The sequence below is a fragment of the Sphingomonas sp. CD22 genome (assembly GCF_034556155.1).
Classification (GTDB): domain Bacteria; phylum Pseudomonadota; class Alphaproteobacteria; order Sphingomonadales; family Sphingomonadaceae; genus Sphingomonas.
The window spans coordinates 337,500-359,214 of record NZ_JAYDYX010000003.1; the positions used below are offsets into that span (position 1 = coordinate 337,500).

General features: G+C 68.2%; 15 protein-coding genes and 1 tRNA gene. 11 read left to right on the forward strand and 5 right to left on the reverse strand.

Annotated features, from left to right (window positions below; genetic code table 11):
- Positions 1-11: 11 nt before the first annotated feature.
- A complete protein-coding gene (gene ychF / locus SFC76_RS07975; protein ID WP_322848941.1) occupies positions 12-1,112 on the reverse strand; it encodes a redox-regulated ATPase YchF in 1,101 nt (366 codons plus the stop codon).
- A 153-nt stretch (positions 1,113-1,265) separates the two neighbouring features.
- On the opposite strand from ychF, the gene SFC76_RS07980 reads away from it, so the two are divergent.
- Entirely contained in the window at positions 1,266-1,919 is a 654-nt protein-coding gene (locus tag SFC76_RS07980) for a hypothetical protein (protein ID WP_322848942.1), read from the forward strand.
- Between the two features lie 100 nt (positions 1,920-2,019).
- Positions 2,020-2,679 (forward strand): trimeric intracellular cation channel family protein, encoded by a 660-nt coding sequence (locus tag SFC76_RS07985; protein WP_322848943.1) that lies wholly within the window; start codon positions 2,020-2,022, stop codon positions 2,677-2,679.
- A 299-nt stretch (positions 2,680-2,978) separates the two neighbouring features.
- On the opposite strand, the gene SFC76_RS07990 is transcribed toward SFC76_RS07985, so the two are convergent.
- A complete protein-coding gene (locus SFC76_RS07990) occupies positions 2,979-3,539 on the reverse strand; it encodes an N-acetyltransferase family protein (protein WP_322848944.1) in 561 nt (186 codons plus the stop codon).
- A gap of 1 nt (position 3,540) precedes the next feature.
- The gene (gene sppA, locus SFC76_RS07995) at positions 3,541-5,427 is read right to left on the reverse strand and encodes a signal peptide peptidase SppA (RefSeq protein ID WP_322848945.1); all 1,887 of its coding nucleotides are present in this window, start codon (positions 5,425-5,427) and stop codon (positions 3,541-3,543) included.
- Between the two features lie 404 nt (positions 5,428-5,831).
- On the opposite strand from sppA, the gene SFC76_RS08000 reads away from it, so the two are divergent.
- From SFC76_RS08000 to SFC76_RS08025, 6 genes are all read left to right on the forward strand, one after another.
- Entirely contained in the window at positions 5,832-6,848 is a 1,017-nt protein-coding gene (locus SFC76_RS08000) for a glycosyltransferase family 2 protein (RefSeq protein WP_322848946.1), read from the forward strand.
- A gap of 76 nt (positions 6,849-6,924) precedes the next feature.
- Positions 6,925-7,200, forward strand: coding sequence for a ribbon-helix-helix domain-containing protein (locus SFC76_RS08005; RefSeq protein ID WP_322848947.1), 276 nt, complete (start codon positions 6,925-6,927; stop codon positions 7,198-7,200).
- A 74-nt stretch (positions 7,201-7,274) separates the two neighbouring features.
- Positions 7,275-9,698, forward strand: a complete 2,424-nt coding sequence (locus tag SFC76_RS08010; protein ID WP_322848948.1) for a TonB-dependent receptor — start codon at positions 7,275-7,277, stop codon at positions 9,696-9,698.
- The gene (locus tag SFC76_RS08015) at positions 9,698-10,393 is read left to right on the forward strand and encodes a tetratricopeptide repeat protein (protein WP_322848949.1); all 696 of its coding nucleotides are present in this window, start codon (positions 9,698-9,700) and stop codon (positions 10,391-10,393) included. The genes SFC76_RS08010 and SFC76_RS08015 overlap by 1 nt, the downstream gene beginning before the upstream one ends.
- Entirely contained in the window at positions 10,387-11,070 is a 684-nt protein-coding gene (locus SFC76_RS08020; protein WP_322848950.1) for a Fe2+-dependent dioxygenase, read from the forward strand. Before SFC76_RS08015 ends, SFC76_RS08020 begins: the two co-directional genes overlap by 7 nt.
- Positions 11,071-11,444: 374 nt before the next feature.
- Positions 11,445-12,503: a PepSY-associated TM helix domain-containing protein gene (locus SFC76_RS08025; protein ID WP_322848951.1), complete on the forward strand. Its 1,059-nt coding sequence runs from the start codon at positions 11,445-11,447 to the stop codon at positions 12,501-12,503.
- A gap of 306 nt (positions 12,504-12,809) precedes the next feature.
- Here SFC76_RS08025 and SFC76_RS08030 read toward each other — a convergent pair whose 3' ends face one another.
- A complete protein-coding gene (locus SFC76_RS08030; RefSeq protein WP_322848952.1) occupies positions 12,810-17,414 on the reverse strand; it encodes an NAD-glutamate dehydrogenase in 4,605 nt (1,534 codons plus the stop codon).
- A 122-nt stretch (positions 17,415-17,536) separates the two neighbouring features.
- Here SFC76_RS08030 and SFC76_RS08035 point away from each other — a divergent pair, with 122 nt between their 5' ends.
- Positions 17,537-18,322 (forward strand): hypothetical protein, encoded by a 786-nt coding sequence (locus SFC76_RS08035; RefSeq protein WP_322848953.1) that lies wholly within the window; start codon positions 17,537-17,539, stop codon positions 18,320-18,322.
- Here SFC76_RS08035 and SFC76_RS08040 read toward each other — a convergent pair.
- Complete coding sequence (locus SFC76_RS08040) at positions 18,319-19,209, reverse strand: hypothetical protein (protein ID WP_416222399.1); 891 nt, start codon at positions 19,207-19,209, stop codon at positions 18,319-18,321. The two genes, SFC76_RS08035 and SFC76_RS08040, sit on opposite strands and share 4 nt — an antisense overlap.
- Before the next feature lie 177 nt (positions 19,210-19,386).
- Between SFC76_RS08040 and SFC76_RS08045 the strand changes: the two genes are divergently transcribed.
- Positions 19,387-19,462, forward strand: a tRNA-Thr gene (locus SFC76_RS08045).
- Positions 19,463-19,701: 239 nt separating this feature from the next.
- Positions 19,702-21,459 carry an ATP-dependent nuclease gene (locus tag SFC76_RS08050; RefSeq protein WP_322848954.1) on the forward strand — a complete coding sequence of 586 codons (1,758 nt, stop codon included), beginning with the start codon at positions 19,702-19,704 and terminating at the stop codon, positions 21,457-21,459.
- The last annotated feature ends 256 nt before the right edge of the window (positions 21,460-21,715 follow it).

A 21,715-nucleotide genomic window follows, 5' to 3' on the forward strand; every position in this document is an offset into this window, starting at 1 on the left:
GAGGAATCGGGTCAGACGTTGAAGCGGAACAGCAGCACGTCGCCGTCGTGGACGACATAGTCCTTGCCTTCCTGGCGCAGCTTGCCGGTGTCGCGCGCGCCGGCCTCGCCCTTGCAGGCGATGTAATCGGCGAAGGCGATCGTCTCGGCGCGGATGAAGCCGCGTTCGAAGTCGGTGTGGATCTCGCCCGCCGCCTGCGGGGCCTTGGCGCCGGCATGGACGGTCCAGGCGCGCGCCTCCTTCGGCCCGACGGTGAAGAAGGTCAGCAGGTTCAGAAGCTTGTAGCCGGCGGTGATGACGCGGGCGAGACCGGTTTCGGCAAGGCCCAGCTCGGCGAGGAATTCGGCGCGATCCGCTACCGGCATCGTCGCGATCTCCGCCTCGATCGCCGCGGAGACGACGACCGCCTCGGCGCCCTCCGCCTTGGCCTTTTCGAAGACCTTGGCGGACAGATCGTTGCCGTTCGCGGCATCGCTTTCGTCGACGTTGCAGACGTAGAGCACCGGCTTGGCGGTGATGAGCTGCGCCTGCGCGAACACGCGCGCTTCCTCGGCGTCCTTGGGCTGGGTCAGCCGCGCCGGCTTGCCCTCGCGCAGCAATTCGAGCGCCTGGCCGAGCACCGCGGCGCCGATCTTGGCCTCCTTGTCGCCCTGCTGGCCCTTCTTGACGAGGTTGGGCACGCGCTTTTCAAGGCTTTCGAGGTCGGAGAGCATCAGCTCGGTCTCGACCGTCTCGGCATCGGCGATCGGATCGACCTTGCCCTCGACATGGGTGACGTCGCCGTCGGTGAAGCAACGCAGCACATGGACGATCGCGTCCACCTCGCGGATGTTGCCGAGGAACTGGTTGCCGAGCCCTTCGCCCTTCGACGCGCCGCGGACCAGCCCGGCGATGTCGACGAAGGCGAGCTGCGTCTCGATGATCTTGGCCGAGCCGGCGATCGCGGCGAGCTGGTCGAGCCGCGGGTCGGGGACCGCGACGTTGCCGACGTTCGGCTCGATCGTGCAGAACGGATAATTGGCCGCCTGCGCCGCGGCCGTCTCGGTCAAGGCGTTGAAGAGGGTGGACTTGCCGACGTTGGGCAGGCCGACGATGCCGCAGCGGAAACCCATGATGCGCTCTATTCTGATGGGGGGAAAGCGCGCGCCTTACCGTCCGCGGCCCGGTTTGACCAGATGGCGGCTGCGCGATGCGGTTCGTCGCTGGATTGCCACGGCCCGGCGCGCGTTAAGAAAAAGACCATTATGAACCTGTATCTTGCATGAATGCAGGATAGCGGAACGAAACAGGTGGCAGGACGGCGGCGCGCGCGCGGCGCGGGGGCAATGGCGACGCGGGTCGCGGGGGTGATCGGCGCAGTCGCCGCGTCGTGCCCGGCATTGTCCGGGGCCGCGCAGGCGCTGCCGGGCACGACGGCGGCGGACGGGGTGGCGCGGTCGCCGCTTCAGCCGCTGGCACTCGGCAGCGGGGTCGAGCACGATAGCCGGCTGACCGCCAACCTGCGGCTGCGCGTCACCACCGTCGCCACCGCGGCCGGTCCGCGCGAGAAGACGCATCAGCGGCTGGGCAGTTCGATGGTCGAATTCTACCCGGTCGGGGCCAGCGGCTTCCACCTGTCGGCGGGAACGCGGATGTACGATCCGCGCGCCGGCGAGCAATCGACCGGTCGCGGGCTCATCGGTGCGCCGCGCCAGCCCAACGTGCCCGGTGGTCGCGCCGGTCTGCGTCGGACGCCGGCGTTGACGCTGGGGTATGCCGGGGCGCTCGCCGACCGCACGCGTATCGGCGTCGAGATCGGCGCGATGAAGGGCAGCGCTTATGCCAACGCGACCGATGCGACGCGTCGGCTGCGCGGCGAACGCGGCGCGGGCAATCCGGTCAACCCGATGGTGCATCTGGTGGTCGGGCGGCGGTTCTGACGGGATGCCGTCACCCGCAGAGGTCGCGCGCCGGGGGGAACACGGCAGGGACGGGCGACGCGGCCTTTCTCGGCGGTCGCGAACACGGTAGGCGGCGGTGATGTTGCCGCCGTTGCCCGCCGCCGATCTGCTTCCCGCCTTCGCGCCGTGGTTCGATGTCGCGGGGCTGGCGGTGTTCGCCGTCTCCGGCGCGCTGGCGGCGGCGAAGCGCGGGCAGACCGCGGTGACGCTCGCCTTCTTCGCGCTGATCACCGGGGTCGGCGGCGGCACGGTGCGCGACCTGCTGATCGATGCGCCGGTGTTCTGGGTCCATGATCCCCGCGCGGCGACGGTGTGCCTGCTGATGGCGGCGCTGGTCTGGGTGACGCCGGAGCGGTGGTGGAAGGACGGCGCGCTCGCCTGGTTCGATGCGGTCGGGCTCGCCGCTTATGCGGTCTATGGCGCGGCCAAGGCGATCGGCTATGGCGTGCCGCCGGTGCCGGCGGCGCTGATGGGGGTGGTGACCGCCTGCGTCGGCGGCATCATCCGCGACGTGCTGGCAGGCGAACCGTCGATCCTGATGCGGCCGGAATTGTACGTCACCGCGGCGGCCCTGTCGTCGGCGCTGTACGTGGCGCTGGGGCTGGTCGGGCTGGCAGGCGCGCCGGCGGCGATCATCGCGGCGGCGGCGGGCTTTGGCCTGCGCGCCTTCGCGATCCGCTTCCGGCTGGCGCTGCCCGCGTATCGCAGCCGCGACGACGATCGGCCCGAGGGCGACTGATCGCGCCCGTGTCGGGCGACATGGACAAGATGGACACCTTAACGGAAACGATCCGGGTTTATCGTTTCCGTTTTTGCTATGATCTCGACGATGAGAAAGTGCGTCGGTCGGTTCGGTATCAGCGGCGTGCCGAATAGGACAGGCGGGTGTTCGCGTTGGTCGCTTTGCCCGGGTATATCTCCGTCATGCCGGACTTGATCCGGCATCCCGCTTCCTCGCGCCGTCCGAAGAAGCGGGACCCCGGCACAAGGCCGGGGTGACGGAGTGGGTTTTGGGAACGGCGTACCGCTCCGCCTCGCCTAGCCGCGCACGACGCCGGTGTCGGCGAATCGTTTCGGCTCGGCGGGGGGCGTCGTAGGTTCGGCGAGCGTGCATTGCCAATAGCCGACGTCGATCCATTGGCCGTGCTTGTGGCCGATCGCGCGGAACACGCCGGCGCGGCGGAAGCCGACCTGCTCGTGCAGCGTGATCGAGGCGCTGTTGGGCAGAGCGATGCGGCCGATCGCCTGTGTGAAGCCCTGCGCGCGCAGCGTGTCGATCAGCCCTTCGTACAGCAGCCGGCCGACGCCCTGGCGCTGCGCGACGTCGGCGACGTAGATCGTCGTCTCCACCGCCCAGCGATACGCCTCGCGCTCCGAGAAGCGCGTCGCATAGGCATAGCCGAGCACGCCGCCGGTCGCCTCGCCGGTGGTCGCGACGATCCAGGGATAGAGGCCGGCGGCGGACGCCATCCGTGTCCGCATCGTGCGCGTATCGGGCACCTCGGTCTCGAACGACACCGTGCCGGCGAGCACGTGCGGCGCGTAGATCGCCGCCACCGCCGCGGCGTCCTCGGGCGTGGCGGGGCGGAGCGCGATCATCTCACAGCCCGACGCGCGCGAGGATCAGGTCGAGCAGCCGCGCGTCCGATCCGGCGGTGTCGCTCGGCCCCAGGCCGCCGCATTCGAGGCAGCGCGCCTGCACCGACCCCGCGGTGGCGAGCCGCTTGACGTCGCCGAGCGCCTGCGCGAGCAGCCCGCGCCGCTCCGCCGCGATCCGCGCGAAGACGTCGCCGCCCTGCGCCTCTTCGGTCGCATCGTCGTCGTCCTTGTCGGCGAAGCCGGCGGCGATCTGCGCGGCGAAGCCGGGTGCCTTTTCCAGATATTCGGCATGCACCTTGGCGGGATCGAGCTTGGCGCGCTTCGCCGCTTCGGCGACCGCGTCCTGCAGGCCGCCGAAGCGATCGACCAGCTTGAGCTGGCGCGCGGTGCCGCCGTCCCAGACGCGCCCCTGCGCGATTTCGTCGACGCGTTGCGGCGTCATCCCGCGCGATTGCGCGACGCGGGCGAGGAACTGGCGATAGCCGTTCTCGATCCCCGCCTGCAGGATCGTGTCGAGCTGCGGCGTGGTGCCGGCATAGACGTCGGGCTGGCCCGACAGCGGCGTCGACTTCACGCCGTCGGCGGTGATGCCGATCTTGGCGAGCGTCTTCTCGAAGGTCGGGATGATGCCGAAGATGCCGATCGAGCCGGTGATCGTCGCCGGTTCGGCGAAGATCACGTCGCCCGGCGTCGACACCCAATAGCCGCCCGACGCGGCGAGCCCGCCCATCGACACGACGACCGGCAGCCCCTTCTTCTTCGCTTCGAGGATGGCGAGGCGGATGCGTTCGGAGGCGAGCACCGAGCCGCCTGGCGAATCGACCCGCACGACCAGCGCCTTGAGGTTCTTCTTGGCGAGGCCGTTGAGGATCAGCTTGGCGATCGTGTCGCCATGCGCGCTGCCCGGCCCGCCCTCGCCGTCGACGATGTCGCCGGCGATGGTGATCACCCCGATGCCGTCACCGCTTTTCGGCAGCGGGTTGGCGCCGATCCAGGCGTCGTATTTGATCGTGTTGAAGGTGCCGACCGGCCTGCTGGCGTCGCTGCCGACCAAGGCGGCGACGCGGCGGCCGAAGGCGACGCGGTCGCCGAGCGTGTCGACGATGTTCGAGGCGAGATTGGCCTTGGCGATGTCGCCGTTGGCGGCGACGATCATCCGGTCGGGGCTGGCGAGGAACGCGCCGACCTGCGCCTTGGGCCGCGCCTTGGCGATCGCCTCGCGCCACTGGCCGAACAGCGCGCCGAGCAGCTGCTGGCTCGCCTCGCGCGCCTCAGGGCTCTGGTCGGCGCGGGTATAGGGTTCGACGAAGCTCTTGAACTTGCCGACGCGATAGACGTGGGTGTTGACCCCGAGCTTGTCGATCAGGCCCTTGTAATAGAGCTGGCTGCCGCCGGGGCCGGTGAAGATCGTGCCGCCGAGCGGGTTGACCCAGATCTCGCTCGCACTGGCGGCGAGGCGATAGCCGGCGTCGGTATAAGCGGTGGCATAGGCGAGCACCGGCTTTTTGGTATCGCGGAAGCGGTGGATCGCCTCGGCGACCTCGTTGAGCGTCGCCGGATAGCCGCCGCCGAACCGGTCGAGGTCGAGGACGAGCGCCTTGACCCGGTCATCGCTGCGTGCGGCGTCGATCGCGCGCAGCACGTCGCGGGCGCGATACTGGCGCGGCATCGCCTGGCCGGAGAGCGCGGCGAACGGCGCCTGTTCCTCGGGCTGTTCGACGATCGTGCCGTCGAGGTCGAGCACCAGCGCGCCGGGAACGATCGCCTTCGACCCCGGCCGCGCGTTGAGCGCTGCGAACAGCAGACCGAAGAACAACAGCATCGCGATCAGGACCAGACCGTCCTTGATCGCCACCAGCAGCTTCCATGCGCCCCGTACCAGCTTCACGCGTCGCTCCTTCTATTCCCGTGCAGCGCTAGAGCAGCCGCGCGTGCCGCGCAACGGTCCGTATTAGGGCGACAATACAGGGGGTCGTGCTCGCGATGAACGGCGTGGCCGACCTGCCGATCGTCGTTCGGAGATTTTGGCTAAATTCCTCCCCCGCCAGGGGGAGGTGGCATGCCGAAGGCATGACGGAGGGGGAGGACACGCAACCGAGGTCGTCGCTTACCTCCCCCTCCGTCACGGCTTCGCCGCGCCACCTCCCCCTGGCGGGGGAGGACTTTCGTGAATGTCGGTCCGCCTACGGCGGACCGGTCGACGGACCGCATGCGCTAAATGCCCGTGCCGCGTCTCCGGTCTTCGAGCCGTTCCTATGATACGGGGAATTCCTAGAGGGATCTGCCGTATCCATGAGCAACATCTTTCCCAACAGCATGGCGAAATTGCGCGACGACGCGACCGGGGACGGCGTCGATATCGTGATGCGGACCAAGGATCGGCCGGCGCTGCTGAGCCGGGCGCTGACGAGCGTGCTGAACCAGCGGCATACCAACTGGCATCTCTATCTGGTCAACGACGGCGGGGAGGCGGCACGCGTCGATGCGCTGGTCGCGACGTTCGGCGGCGATCTTGCCGGACGGATCACGGTCATCCACAATCCCGTCAGCCTGGGCATGAGCGGGGCCGCCAATCTGGGTCTGTGCCGCGGAACCTCGCCCTTCATCGCGGTTCATGACGACGATGATTCCTGGGACGAATCGTACCTCGCGATCGCCACGTCGTTCCTCCTCGCATCGCCCAACCGGCGGTTCGGTGCGGTGCTCACCAAATGGGTGCGGATCGGCGAAACCTTCGACGGATCGTCCGTCGAGATCGTCAATGCCGACGTCGAGGGGTATGACGGCGAGGCGCTGGACATGCTCGACGTCATCCGTCGGCCGATGATCCCGCCGATCGCGCTATTGTGGCGGCGGAACGTCGTCGCCAGCGCCGGCTTCCTCAACGAACATCTGCCGATCTACGACGATTGGGACCTGATCCTGCGCGGGTTGCGGCTTGCCGACATCGCCCTGATCGCGGAGCCGCTGGCGAATTATCACATCCGCATCTCGCCCGGCGTCGGCGACTATACGAATACCGTTACCGAAGGACAGGCGCGGTACGACCAATACGGCAAATTGTACCGCAACAGCTTGCTGCGCGCCTATCTCGACCAGGACCCGGCGCGGATCGGGCTGGTCGCCGCGCTGCTCAAGAACGGCGAGCTGGCGCGTCAGCAGATCGAGGCGGTGCAGATCGCCTCGCATCGCGAATTGTCGGGCAATCAGCACCACCTCAACGCGCTGCTCGACGGGATCGAGGCGCAGGTGCGCGAGACCAAGGCGCTGATCGAGAAGATCTGGGGGGCGATCACGCAGGCGGCCTGATCGGATGGGCGGCGGCTTGCCGTGGCGGCGGTTCGCCGCGATGACGGGCGTTCCACTATCGGATTTCGCCCTGCTCATGTCGCCTGCCATTCAGCCGCCGCGCTTCGGGTTCGAAGGCCCGGTGAAACGGTCGATGACGATCGCCGGCCATCAGACCTCAATCAGCCTGGAGCCGGCGTTCTGGGCGGCGCTGGAAGTGGCGGCGGTCGCGCATGCGCTGCCGCTGTCGGCGCTGGTCGCGCAGATCGACGTGCTGCGCATCGCCGCCGACGAGCCGCCCAACCTGGCGAGCGCGCTGCGCAGCTGGCTGTTCGCGCAGGCACAGATCGGCGCACGTGATCGCGATCAGTGAGAATGCCACGCAATAACGTTGACAGTGCGAACGACTCTCAATAGCGAGCCCTCAACAAAAAGCAGGGGGTCTCAATGTCCAAATCGTCCGTTTCGTTCCTGGCCTTGTCGTGCGTCGGCGCGTTCCACACGCTGCCCGCTTATGCCGAGGACGCGACGAAACCGACGCCGACCCCCGTCGCCGATCCCGATCAGCGCCGCGATCCCGACGATATCCTCGTCACCGGCGAGCGCGTCCGGCGGACCGACGACCCCAAGGCGGTCGCGCCGCTGATCGACACGCCGCGATCGATCGTGCTGATCCCCAAGGAGGTGATCCAGCAGACGGGGTCGATCAGCCTGCAGGATGCGCTGCGCACCGTGCCGGGCATCACCTTCGGCGCGGCGGAGGGCGGCAATCCGCTCGGCGACCGGCCGTTCATCCGCGGCTTCGACACGCAGGGCAGCATCTATGTCGACGGCGTCCGCGACCTGGGCGCGCAGAGCCGCGAGGTGTTCGCCACCGAGACGATCCAGATCGTCCGCGGCTCCGATTCGACGCTGGGCGGGCGCGGCTCGGCGGGCGGCACGATCAACATCATCTCCAAGCTGCCGCAACTCGACGATTTCGGCAGCGTCGCCGGCAGCTACGGCAATGCCGATTTCAAGCGCGTCACCGCCGACCTCAATCTCAAGCTGGGCGACATGGCGGCGTTCCGCATCGAGGGGTTGTGGCACGATCAGGATATCGCCGGCCGCGATTCGCTCTACGCGCGGCGCTGGGGCATCGCGCCGTCGGTGACGCTCGGCCTCGGCACGCCGACGCGGCTGACCGCGAGCTATTATTATCTCGAAAGCCACGAACTGCCCGACGCGGGCATCCCCTATCTCTACACGATCGCCAACGCGCCGGGGACGGGGACGATCGCCTCGCGGCCGGCGCTCGGCACGGTCACCACGCGCGGCGGCCAGACCGGCTATGTCGACCGTTCGGTGTTCTACGGGCTGACCGACCGCGACTTCCGCGACACCAAGACGCATCAGGCGACGCTGCGCGCCGAGCATGATTTCGGCGGCATCACGCTGCGCAACACCGCGCGCTACACCCACACCGACCAGAATTACATCATGTCGATGCCCGACGACAGCCAGGGCAACGTCTATGGCACGACCGCGACGAACCCGACGACGGGTGCGGCAGGGCTGCGCGGCGACCGGACCAGCGGCGGCTATGTCTGGCGGCGCTCGAACACGCGCTTCGGCTATACCGAATCGATCATCAACCAGACCGATCTGTACGGCACGTTCAAGACCGGTAGCGTCGCGCACAGCTTTGCGGCCGGCACCGAATTCGCGTGGGAGAAGGCACGTCGCGGGACCTATGTGCTCGCCAACGGCTCGACCGTGTCGCCGCGGTGCAACAGCGCGTCGCTGGCACGCTACAATTGCACCAGCCTGTTCGCGCCCAATCCGAACGATCCCTGGGTCAATTATGCCAGCGACACGTCGACGGTGGCGACGCCGATCGTCCGCGGCAGCCTCGCCGCGCAGACGCAGAACGACGCCAACACGCGCGCCGCTTATGCATTCGATTCGATCACGTTGGTGCCGCAGCTCATCCTCAACCTCGGCGTGCGCTACGACCGGTTCTCGTCGACGACGCGGCTGCCGGGCGCGACGCAGTTCCAGATCAAGCGCACCGACGAATTGTTCAACTGGCAGGCGGGGCTCGTCTTCAAGCCGACGCCCGACGCCAGCCTCTATGCGAGCTACGCCACCGCGGCGACGCCGCCCAACAGCCTGCTCGGCGAGGGACGCGAGGACAATGCGCTGCCCACCACGGCGCAGACCGCCGCGATCATCGATCTGCTCAAGCCGCAGAAGACGAAGTCGTACGAGGTCGGCGCCAAGGTGGCGCTGCTCGGCGAGAAATTGCTGCTGACCGGCGCGGCTTTCCAGACCGAGATCGCCAACGCCCGCGTCACCGGCGCCGACGGCAACCCGGAATTCATCGGCGAATCGCGCATCCGCGGGATCGAGCTGGGCGCGACGGGCACGATCCTGCCGGGCTGGACGGTGTTCGGCGGCTATACCCACCTCGACCCCAAGGTGATCGACGGCGGCTCGACGGTCCTCGGCGGCGTTCCGGTCCCCTCGGTCAATACCGGCAAGCAGATGCCGCAGACGACGCGCAACAGCTTCACCGCGACGACCAACGTCACCTTGTGGGACCGGCTCGAGGTCGGCGGCACCGCCATCTATATGGGCAAGCAGATCGCCGGTTATTCGGACGATCGCAGCGCGACGCAGCTGGTTGCGACCAAGCTGCTCGTCCGTCAGGCGCCGGCCTATTGGCGCTTCGATGCGCGGGCCAGCGTCAAGCTGACCGACAATGTCGATCTCAGCGTCAATGCGCAGAATTTGACCGACAAGGTTTTCTACAGCCAGGTCTACACCACCCATTTCGCGCAGGTGGCGCCGGGGCGGACGGTGTTCGGCACGGTCGGCGTGCGCTTCTGATGACCGCCGCCGCGCTCGCCGACGACGAGGTCGCGCTGGTGCGGCGGGCGGCGGAGGCGGGGCTGCCCGATGCGCAGGCGATGCTCGGGCAGATGCTGCTCGACGGCAACGGCGTCGCGGCGGACCCCGCGGTGGCGCTCGGCTGGTTCGTCAAGGCGGCGGCGGCGCAGCATCTGATGGCGCTCAACATGGTCGGGCGCTGTTACGACCTCGGCTGGGGGACCGCGGTCGACAAGGCGCGGGCGGCGGAATGCTATCGCGTCGCTGCGGAACGCGGGCTCGATTGGGCGATGTACAATTACGCGACCCTGCTCGCGCTCGGCGCGGGCGTCGCGGAAGATAAAGCGGCGGCGCTCGGCTGGCTGGAGCGGGCTGCGGCGCTCGGCAACGCCAAGGCGGTCAATTTCGTCGGCAGCTTCGCCGAGGACGGCTGGGTCCACCCGCGCGACATGGCGCGGGCGGCGAAATGCTACGAGCGCGCCGCGGCGGGCGGCGATTTCCGCGGCTGTTTCAATCATGCGCGGATGCTGGCAGACACCGGGCGGATGGACGAAGCCCTGCACTGGATCGGCCGCGCCGGCGCGCTCGGCAATGCGCGCTTCGTCGCGCAGGTGCGCGATTGGCTCGCCGCCTGTCCGCATGCCGCGTTGCGCAGCCGCGGGCCGGCGGCGCTGGCGGGCACGCGCGCATGCTGATCGCGATACCCGACCTGCTCGACGCGGCGGCGGTGGCGGGGCTGCGCGCGACGATCGATGCGGCGGCATGGACCGATGGCAATGCCACCTCCGGCCATCAATCGGCGCTGGCCAAGCGCAACGAGCAATTGCCGGAGGACAGCGCCGCGGCGCGGGGAGGGGGCGCGGTGGTGCTCGATGCGCTGGCCGCCGCGCCGCTGTTCGTCGCCGCGGCGCTGCCGCTCAAGGTGTTTCCGCCGCTGTTCAACCGGTACGGGGCGGGGGCGACGTTCGGTACGCATGTCGACAGCGCGATCCGCATCCGCCGCGGCAGCGACTTCCGTATCCGCTCGGACCTGTCGGCGACGCTGTTCCTCAGCGATCCCGCCGATTACGACGGCGGCGAGCTGGTGATCGAGGACCAGTTCGGGGCGCAATCGGTCAAGCTGCCGGCGGGGCATATGGTGCTCTATCCCGCGTCGAGCCTGCATCGGGTGACGCCCGTGACGCGGGGCGTGCGCGTCGCATCGTTCTTCTGGGTCCAGTCGATGGTCCGCGACGACGGCGCGCGGCGGATGCTGTTCGAGCTCGACCAGGGCGTGCAGGAGGCGACCGCGGCGATGGGCGCGGATGCACCGGCCGTGGTGAAGCTGACCGGGGTGTACCACAATCTGCTGCGCCGCTGGGCGGAGGTGTAGGGGCGATCAGATTCAGTCGAATTCCTCCCCCGCCAGGGCAGGGCGATCGCATATGGCCCTCCCCGTAAGTCGTTCGCCCTCCAAATCCGTTCCGTCACCCCGGCCTTGCGCCGGGGTCCCGCTTCTTTGGACGGTGCGAAGAAGCGGGATGCCGGATCAAGTCCGGCATGACGGGGATGGGAAAGCCGTTCCAACACCTCAATCGGTCATACGCGATAGCCCTGCCCTGGCGGGGGAGGACTTACGTTACGACGATGAATGTCGATCCCCCCAAGGTCCAGCGGCCGCGGGGATGGCGACCGTGGAGGACATGCTCCTCGATTGACCTTCCCCCGGCGCGCGTGCGACGCCGCGCCAATGGGTTGGAGCGAGCGATGACGAAACTGGCGTGGCGCAGGACATGGTTCCAGGTCCACAAATGGATCGGCCTCATCCTTGCGATCCTGATCATCCCGCTGTCGCTCTCGGGCGCGGCATTGGTCTGGCACGATGCGCTCGACCGGATCGTCAATCCGGCGCGCTATCACATCAGCGGCACGACGCGGCAGACGCCGGAGACCTATGCGGGGGCGGCGCAGGCGGTGCTGAAGCCCGGCGAGCGGATCGCGCAGATCACGATGCCGGAGGGCGAGGGCCCGATCGCCGTCGCCGTGTCGCCCGCCAGCGTCGATCCCGACCGGCGCGGACCGCCGCCGCGGACGATCGTCTATCTCGACCCGCCGACCGCGCGGGTGCTGGAGGTGGCGGGGAGCAACGCCGGCCTCGTCCGCTTCCTCCACGTGCTGCACGGCAGTTTGCAGGTGCCAGGGATCGGGCGGACGATCGTCGGCTGGATCGGCGTCGCGATGATGGTGTCGAGCTTCACCGGCCTATGGCTGTGGTGGCCGACGGTCGGGGCGTGGCGCAAGGGGCTGCGCTGGCGGCGGCATCGCAACACCGACACCAACCTGCACCATATGGCGGGCTTCTGGATCGCCTTGCCGCTGTTCGTGCTGTCGCTGACCGGGGCGTGGATCAGCTTTCCGGCGTTTTTCGGGGGCCAGCGCGCGCCGGATCGCGGCGCGCAGCGGGCGGTGCCGCTCGCCGAGCCGGGGCAACCGCTCGATCTGGTCGTCGCGCGCGCGGCGAGCGTGCGCCGCGGTGCGCTCCGCAGCATCGCCTGGCCGACGGCACGCAGCGCCGACTGGACGGTGACCTATGCCGGCGGCCATGTCGTCAAGGTGGCGGACGACAGTGGCGTCGCGGTCGCGGCGCCGGCGCGGCGGCCGGGCGGGCTGGCGCTGACGATGCGCCGCATCCATGACGGCGAGGGCATGGGGATCGTCTGGCAGATCGTGATCTTCCTCGGCGGCATCGCGCCGGCGGTGCTCGCGGTGACGGGGATCATCATGTGGTGGCGCGCGCGCGACTGGCGGGCGAAGGTGCCGGGGTGACCTGAATTCCTCCCCCGCAAGGGGGAGGAATTTCGGGGGATTCCTCCCCGGTACGGGGAGGGGGACCGGCGAAGCCGGTGGAGGGGGGCTTCCATATCGTGCGACGCCTGTGGAAGCCCCCCTCCGTCACCGCTGCGCGGTGCCACCTCCCCGTATCGGGGAGGATTTACCTGCCCAGCAGTACCCGCGCCTGACCGGCGTGGGACCGGCGAAGCCGGTGGAGGGGGGCTTCCATATCGCGCGACGCCTGCGGAAGCCCCCCTCCGTCACCGCTGCGCGGTGCCACCTCCCCGTATCGGGGAGGATTTAGCGGCCCAGCAGCACCCGCGCTTGACCGGCGATCTGCGCGAGCATCGCCGCATTGGGTTGCGCCGCGTGGCGGGCGCGGTCGATCACCGCCTTGAACTGGCCGACGCGTGCCGCATTCGCCGCGAGCCAGTCGTTCACCGCGCTGCGCGGGTCGGCGCCGCCGCTGCGCGCGAGGAACTCGAGCCGCTGCTGCTGGAATTCGCGCGACAAGCCGGCGAGCAGCAGCCGTTCCCACGGATCGCTCGACACGATCCGCGCCGCGGTCGCCTGCGCCCAGTCGAGGCCGAGCGCCTGACCGAGATGCGTGAACGCGCGGGTCAGCTCGATCTCGTCGAGGCCGAGCCGCTCGCCGAGCGCCGCCAGCCCCACCGCACCGTCGAGGTCGAACAGGCGGACGACGCGCTGCGCCAGATCGGCGGGTGCGCCCGCGGCGCGGAGCTGCGCGGCGATGCGGGCGCTCTGCGCGCTCGCCTCTTCGAGCAGCAGCGCGGCGGTCTGGCGTTCGAGCTGCGCGATGCCGGTGCCGAGCCGGTCGAGCACCACGCCCGGCAAGGTCCCCGGCGGCGCCGCGCGCAACAGATCGGCGATATGCGAACGCGTCGCCACCGCGACCTCGTTGAACAGGGCGATGCGCGCGCCTTCGCTGATGTCGGCACGCTCGATCTCCGCCCACAGCGCGTCGAGGCCGAACACCCGTTCGGCGACGACGAACATCGCCGCGATATCGGCGATCGCGGCGCCTTCCTCCTCGGCGAGTTCGAACGGGAAGAGGATGCCGAGCCGGTTGACGATGCGGTTGGCGAGCTTGGTCGCGACGATCTGGCCGCGCAGCCGGTGGTCGTCGATCGCCTGCGCATAATCGCGCTGCATCGCCGGCGGGAAGGCGGCGTGGAGATCGGGCCTGAGCTCCGCGGCCATCGCCAGCGGCGCATGTTCGATGCCGTCCTGCAACGCCAGCTTGGCGGTGGCGAGCAGCACCGCCAGCTCGGGGCGGGTCAGGCCATGGCCCTCCTGCCCGCGACGCAGCAGGTCCTCGTTGCCCGCCAGCCCCTCGACCGCGCGGTCGAGCCGGCCGCTGCCTTCAAAGATCTCGATGACGCGGACGTAGCTCGGGATCGCCGCCGCGCCGTCCGCCTCGGCGATCGACAGCGCCAGCGTCTGCAGGCGGTTGTCCTCCAGCACCAGATGCGCGACGTCGTCGGTCATGCTGGCGAGCAGCGCGTTGCGCTCCTCGAAGCCGAGCCGGCCCTCGTTCATCTCGCGGTTGAGCGCGATCTTGATGTTGACCTCGTTATCCGAACAATCGACGCCCGCCGAATTGTCGATGAAGTCGGTGTTGATCCGCCCGCCGCGCGTCGAGAAAGCGATGCGCGCCGCCTGCGTGACGCCGAGGTTGGCGCCTTCGCCGATCGCGGTGACGCGCAATTCCTCGGCGTTGACGCGCAGGCGGTCGTTGGCGGGATCGCCGACCGCGACGTTATTCTCCGCCGCCGCCTTCACATAGGTGCCGATGCCGCCGAACCACAGCAGGTCGGCGGGCGCCTTGAGGATCGCCGAGATCAGCGCCGCCGGATCGAGCTGCGTCGCGGTGATGCCGAGCGCCGCCTGCGCCTGCGGCGACAGCTTGATGACCTTTTCGCTGCGCGCCCAGACGCCGCCGCCTTCGCTGATGAGGCCGGCGTCGTAATCCGCCCAGCTCGACCGCGGCAGCGCGAACATGCGGGCGCGCTCGTCCCAGCTCGCCGCCGGGTCCGGGTTGGGATCGATGAAGATATGGCGGTGATCGAACGCTGCGACGATCTTGAGCGCCTTCGACAGCAGCATGCCGTTGCCGAAGACGTCGCCCGACATGTCGCCGCAGCCGACGACGGTGATCGGCTGCGTCTGCACGTCCAGCCCGCGCTCGGCGAAATGGCGCTGCACCGACACCCAGGCGCCCTTGGCGGTGATGCCCATCGCCTTATGGTCGTAACCGACGCTGCCGCCGCTGGCGAAGGCGTCGCCCAGCCAGAAGTCGCGCTCCAGCGCCAACGCATTGGCGACGTCGCTGAACGTCGCGGTGCCCTTGTCGGCGGCGACGACGAAATAGGGGTCCTCGCCGTCGAGCACCTGCACGCCTTGCGGGTGGACGACGCGGCCCTCGACGATATTGTCGGTGATCGACAGCAAGGAGCGGATGAAGATCCGGTAGCTCTCGGTCCCCTCCGCCAGCCAGGCGTCGCGATCGACCGCGGGCGAGGGGAGCTGCTTGGGATAGAAGCCACCCTTGGCACCGGTCGGCACGATCACCGCATTCTTGACGCGCTGCGCCTTCATCAGCCCGAGGATTTCGGTGCGGAAGTCGTCGCGGCGGTCCGACCAGCGCAGCCCGCCGCGCGCGACCGGGCCGGCGCGCAGGTGGATGCCCTCGACGCGCGGGGAATAGACCCAGACCTCGCGCCACGGCACCGGCGCGGGCAGGCCGGGGATGAGGTGGCTGTCGAGCTTGAACGCCAGCGCTTCCGCCGCGGCGGGGGCGAAGGCGTTGGTGCGCAGGCAGGCGGCGATCAGGTTGCGATAGGCGCGCAGGATGCGATCGTCGTCGATCGCCGACACCGCATCGAGGCCGCGCTCGATCGCCTCGTCGCAGGCCTGCACGTCGCCCGACTGCGCCGGATCGTGCGCCGCGGCGAAGCGCGCGATCAGCGCCTTGGTCAGCTTGGGCGCGCGGCGCAGCGCGTCGACCACGGTGGTCAGGCCATAAGGCAGGCCCGCCTGCCGCAGATAGCGGAACCACGCGCGCAGCAGCACCACCGATTGCGGCGACAGGCCGACGTCGACGATCAGCCGGTTGAACGCGTCATTCTCCGCCGCGCCTTCCAGCGCCGCGGCGACGGCGCCTTCCAGCACGGCGGCGTCGTTGGCATCGTCGTTGGCGTCGGTCTCCACGACGAAGTCGTGGACGAAGGTATTGGCATCCTCGCGCAGCCGCGTCGGCAATTCGCCGATCACGCGGAAGCCGAAATTCTCGAGCACCGGCACCGCGTCGGACAGCGCGAGCGCGCCGCCGAGCTTGTAGATCTTGAGCTGGCGGTCCTCGCCCGGCACCGCCGGAAACAGGCGCACCGAGCGCGCATCGGGATCGTCGAGCGTCGCGATGCGCAGGATGTCGGCGGCGGCCTCCGCCGGGCTGCTGACGTTGCGGTAATTGGGCGGGAAGGCGTTGGCCCAGCGCAGCGCCAGCCGTGCCGCGCGTGCCGCCGGCACGCGTTCGGCGAGCGCCGCCTCGACGTCCGACACCCAGCCGCGCACCATCCGGCGCAGCCGCTCGGCGAGCGGTTCGGTCTCGGGCATGCGGCCGTCGCCGCGCAGGTCGATCGTATAGCGCAGCAGCGCGACGACGCCGTCGTCGAGGCTGATCGACCAGTTGAGGACGGTGCCGTTCGACGCCTCGGTCAGCATCTGCGCGATCGCGACGCGGCGCGCGGTGGTGAGGTCGTCGCGCGGCAGCCAGGCGAAGGCGAACAGATGCCGGCCGAGCGCCGAGCGCACCAGCACCAGCGCCGGCCGCGGCCGGTCGGCGAGGCTCATCGCGGTCAGCACCACCTCTTCCAGCGCCGGCGCCGGAAAGGCGACGACGAGGTCGTGGGGTAGCGCGCTCAGCGCATGGGTCAGCGCCTTGCCGGCGTGGCCTTTGGGATCGAAGCCGAATTTCGCTTCCAGCGCCGCCAGCCGCGCGCGCAGCACCGGCACGTCACGCGGGCGGACGCTGAGCGCGGCGCTGGTCCACAGGCCGGCGTGGATCGACAGGCCGTCGATCGTGCCGCCATCGACGATCGGCACGATGACGAGGTCGAGCGGCACCGCGCGATGCACGGTCGAGATCAGGCTCGACTTGAGCAGCAGCGGTGCCTCGTTGCCATCCTCGAACCACTGGATCGCCAGCGCACGGCTCGCCTCGGCGAGCACCGGCGTCTGGTGCGGATTGCGCGCGAGGCCCAACGCCTCGCCCGCGCTGCCGTCGCGCCGCCAGACCTGATGGCCGAGCAGGGTGAACTGGCCGTCGAGGAACCATTGCAGCAGCGCCGCACCCTCACCCTGCGGCAGCGCCGCCTCGTCGCGCGCCATCGCGCGCTGTAGCTGCGGCCAGTCGGTGACGGCGGCGCGCACGTCGGCGAGCACCGCGGTCAATTCCTCGATCAGCCCGCGCCGGTCGCGCGCATCGGCGCGTTCCAGCTCGATATAGATCATCGATTCGGGCGCACCCGCGCCGCCGATGTCGGTCATCGCGCCGTCGGCGTCGCGCGTCACGCGGACGACGGGGTGGATGACGCGATCGATGTCGAGGTCCAGCTCGCCGATCGCGGCGGCGATCGAATCGACCAGGAAGGGCATGTCGTCGTTGACGATCGCGAGTCGCATCCGTCGCCGCACGTCGTCCGACGCGATCGGTTCGAGCGCGACCGCGGGCTTGCCCGATTCGCGCCGCGCGGCGGTCTGCGCGACGAACGCGGCGGCGGCGGTGCGTTCGGCAGCGCCGAAGCCCGTCAGCTCTCCCGGTAGCGCGCCCTTGGTCAGCCGGGCGGCGAGCGCCTCGGCCATGCTCTGGTTCTGGTCGGCCATTTGTCGCCTATGCTCCTGCAATCCAAGGACCTCAAGGCTTGCCGCAGTGCGAAAATAACGCGTGCGAGCAACTTTATGTGTGGTAGCTTTATAGAACACCAAAGAGCTGGCTGGGGGCCCTGATGAAAACGCTGACGATGTTGTGCTGTTCGGTCGCGATCCTCGCTGTGCCGGCAGTGGCGAAGGATACGGGCAGGGAGGTGGTGGTACGGGTCGGTGCGCCGCTGGCACGTGCGGCGTTGCTCAAGCCGGGGACGCAGCGGTACCTGCGCTATGTCGTCAAGGACGGCCACCGCACCGCGATCGACATCTGGTCGCGGACGGTCAGTTTCGAGACGCGCGACGGGCGCCGCCTGGTCCGTGTCGCGCAACTCTGGGACGGGGCGGGGCCGAACGGCAGCGTCCGCCGCGAGGACAGCCTGATGGAGGCGGGGACGATGCGCCCGATCGAACAGGTCCGCGCGACATCGCGCGACGGCGTGACGAAGACCGCCGCCTATCGCTTCGACGGCGCGCGGGTGACGGGGATCGCCGATCGCGCCGACAACGACGCCAAGGACTTCGCGATCGCGGGCAGCGAGCCGCTGTTCAACTTCGTGCCCGACAGCGAATGGTTCCAACAATTGCCGATGGCGGCGGGGACCAGCTTCGTCGCCAGCCTCTACGATCCCGGATCGGGCAAGCCCGACCGCTATCGCTTCACCATCGCCGGCACGGCGCGGATCGCCGGCCCCGACGGCAAGCCGATCGATTGCTGGCTGATGACCACCGATTACAACGCGCCGGAGCACGGGGTGACGCGGATGTGGTTCGCCAAGACGACGCAGGCGATGATCCGGCAGGAGGGCGATGCCGGCCCGCGCGGCCATTTCGTCAAGACGTTGCTGCCGCCCGAAGCGGACGACTAGGCGCCGGGCAGGCGGGCGATGCCGTCGATCGCGTCGTCACCGGCGACGCGCTTGATCACGTCGAGCGTGCCGTCGGGGCGCGCACGCGCGAGCAGCACGACGAATTCGTCCGCGTCCGCACCGATCGCGACGGTGCCGATCGCCGGCAGCGTACGCCATGCGGCCATCGCGCTGGCGCGCGCTGCGGTGGCATCGTCGGCGAAGGGCGCGGGGGGCAGTTGCACCATCTCCAGCCCGCCGCTCGGCCCGTCCGCCCAGATCGGCGTGGCGACGGGCGCGCGCGGTGCGGCGCGGACGGCCGCGTCGAGCTCGGCGTCCAGCGTCGCCTGCGTCGCGTCGTCGACCATCTCCTTCCAGTTGATGACGCCATAGATGAAGTCGATCGCCTCGCCGTCGGACGAGAAGGGCATCAGGATGCCGCGATACAAAGTGGTGCGACCGCGCGTGCCGACGAACTCCGCCTCGAAGCCGATCGGCGCACGATTCGCGATGATCTGCAGATAATGGTCGGTCAGCCGCGACAGCAGCGACCGGCCCGGCACGTCGGCGACGCGGACGATGTCGGTCTCCAGCCCGCATTCCCGGCGCAATCGCTCGCCGAGGAAGGCGATCGTCGGATCGTCGATCCCGTTGGTGAAATCGATGAGGACGCTGTGCGGCCCGAAGTCGATGTTCGCCGGATCGAGATCGCCGATCCCCGGATAGGGGCGCCCCTTCAGCAGCGAAACCCAATGATTATAGGCGCGTACGTGCATGCGCCGCTCGTCGCCGCCCAGATCGAACATCGCATCCCCGACGCCGCCCTCATCGACGTCGGGCTCGCCGGCCGCGTCGATCGCCTCGTCGATGTCCACCCGCTCGTCCTCGAAGCCGCGCGCGATACCCATGCCCAAACCCTTCATACACCGGGTCGCAGGACCCTGGTTCGGAACGCTTGTGCACGCTCCGTGGTAAACGGGTCGTAAAGCCGGCAAAGCGAAGATGCAGGGCGGTTGGGCGCTTGTCAGCGGCAATCCGACCTGTTAGGCGCACCCCCGAACGGCGTTACACCCGTATCACCCCGTGCCGCTTTAGCTCAGCTGGTAGAGCATCGCATTCGTAATGCGGGGGTCACAGGTTCGAGTCCTGTAAGCGGCACCACCTTCTTTAAAGGCCTTCCACAAGGCAACCCGGCGGCGTCCTATTGAACGGGCGTTCAGCTCGGGAGGCGGCTGGGTTCTGCTTGGGTGGACTTAGCTGGTGGAAAGCAGTCCACGCGTTAATTTCTAGGCATTCAGCGCCATGACTGACATGGTCGGATCACACCGGTAGACGGTGATCCGTGTTGACGCGCGACACACTGAAGCCGACGGTGGCTTGAAGGTCGCGGGGACATTGCAATGATCGAGAGCGTAAAACTCAACCGCTTCAAGCGGTTTACAGATTCTTCGTTCGCTTTGCATCCAGCTGGTATCTCATTTCTCGCAGGGGGTAATAACTCCGGCAAGTCAACGCTATTGCAGGCGATTGCCGTTTGGGAGTTTTGTCGCCTCGTGCTCGAGAATGAGCGTGGCCGCGAGAGCCTCAATTCCGGGTACGGCGGACAGGGTCTTGGCCTTTCAGACGACGAGTTTTCGCCGATCGCGGTCGCCAGCCTCAAGCATTTGTGGACCAACTTAAAGAGCCAGATTCCAGGGCAGGACGGCTACTCGCTGTCCATCGAATGCGGCTGGAAAGCCGCCGGCGTGGCGAAGCATTTGCGCATATCGCTCGCGCTCACCAACGACCGCTTATTCGTGAAAGCGGCGGACTCGAACCTGGCAGACGACGACACCTTGCCGGCGGTCGCCTACTTGCCGCCATTTGCCGGCATCGCGCAACGCGAGAACAAGATGTCAGGTGCCGAGCGGCGCGGACTGATCGGCCGAGGCCTCGCCGGCGGCGTTATTCGAAACCTGTTACTTGACATGAGCGAGGCCAACCTCGCCGCTCGCGCTCGGCTGAAAGAGGGCAGGACCAAGATCAAGTCTTCCGACCTCAAGCGGCTGCGCGAGGAAGATCCATGGGAAATTCTCCAGGCAACGATGGGCCGCATTTTTGGCATGCAGCTCACCGTTGAACCCTTCAACGACCTATTCCACAGCTACATCAGGGTCAATTGCGCTAAGGGGAAGCTCGACGGCACCACCTTCAGGCGTTTTCCTAACTTTAATGCGCGCGATCTCATGGCCGAGGGCAGCGGGTTCCTTCAGTGGCTTAGCGTTTACGCGCTTGCCCTTAGCCCGAGCACCTGCACTCTGCTCCTCGACGAGCCGGACTCGCACCTACACCCGTCGCTTCAGGCCCAACTCGTCGAGGCGCTGGACGAGATCGTCGCTGCCTCCGGCAAACAAGTGCTGCTCGCCACCCACAGCACCGAGATCCTCCGCGCGGCCGAGCACACGCAGATCGTGGAGTTCAAAGGCACTTCGGCTAAATACCTCGAGCAGGACGAGCGGAAGGTCAGCCTCTTCATCGGCCTCGGCAGCGAATACGCGCCGAAGCTAGACCCCCTGCGCAAGTCGAAGCGGATGCTGGTCGTAGAGGCATTGAGTGACGCCAGGATGCTTCAAGCTTGGGCGATGCAACTCGGCGTCGAATGGCCAAAGAAGATGGTGATTTGGCCATGGACCGGCGGCGCCACCGAGCGGAAGCACCTTTTCCTGCAGCTAAAGGCAGAAATACCGGACTTGGTCGCAGTCAGCCTGCGGGACCGCGACGACATGGCGATCGGCCAGATCGAAAAGGCCACCTTGTCTGACCGGTCGCAGAACAACGTCGATCCGAACCTCCACCTTAAAATTTGGCGGCGGCGCCACATTGAAAATTACCTGCTGTGGCCCCCTGCAATCGCGCGGGCGAGCGGCCGACCCGAAGCCGAGGTCGTTCAGTTGATGGCCGACCACGCTCTTGCAGTGCCTCCTGACTTTGCCTCTCAGGAAGTTGCGGATGCAATGGTCGACGCTCGTGGGAAGGAAATTACTCAAGAGCACGCTGAGTCAATTAAGGCGAAATTCGGTATCCGGCCGATCGACATTGCCAAGGCTATGCGGGCGGAAGAAATCCCCGCAGACGTACGCTATCTGGTCGAACTAATCCGCAATCTTTGCGAACCTTAGCTGTAGATATGTAGAGCTTCACGGTGGGCCGCCTACGCTGGTTTTCTTTGGAGCGTAATCAATCGACACTTGACTAAGCGCGACCGCGGAGTCGATCAACCGGCGATTGGGGCGCGGACGCGGCCAGCTTATGGTACATGCCAACCCACGCAGCGACCCGGTCACCTGACTCACGACACGACGAACCTCGCATCACCTTGGTGACCTAAGTGCATTGCATTCATGTGCGGGCTGCATGAGTCTCGTATCATGGCAT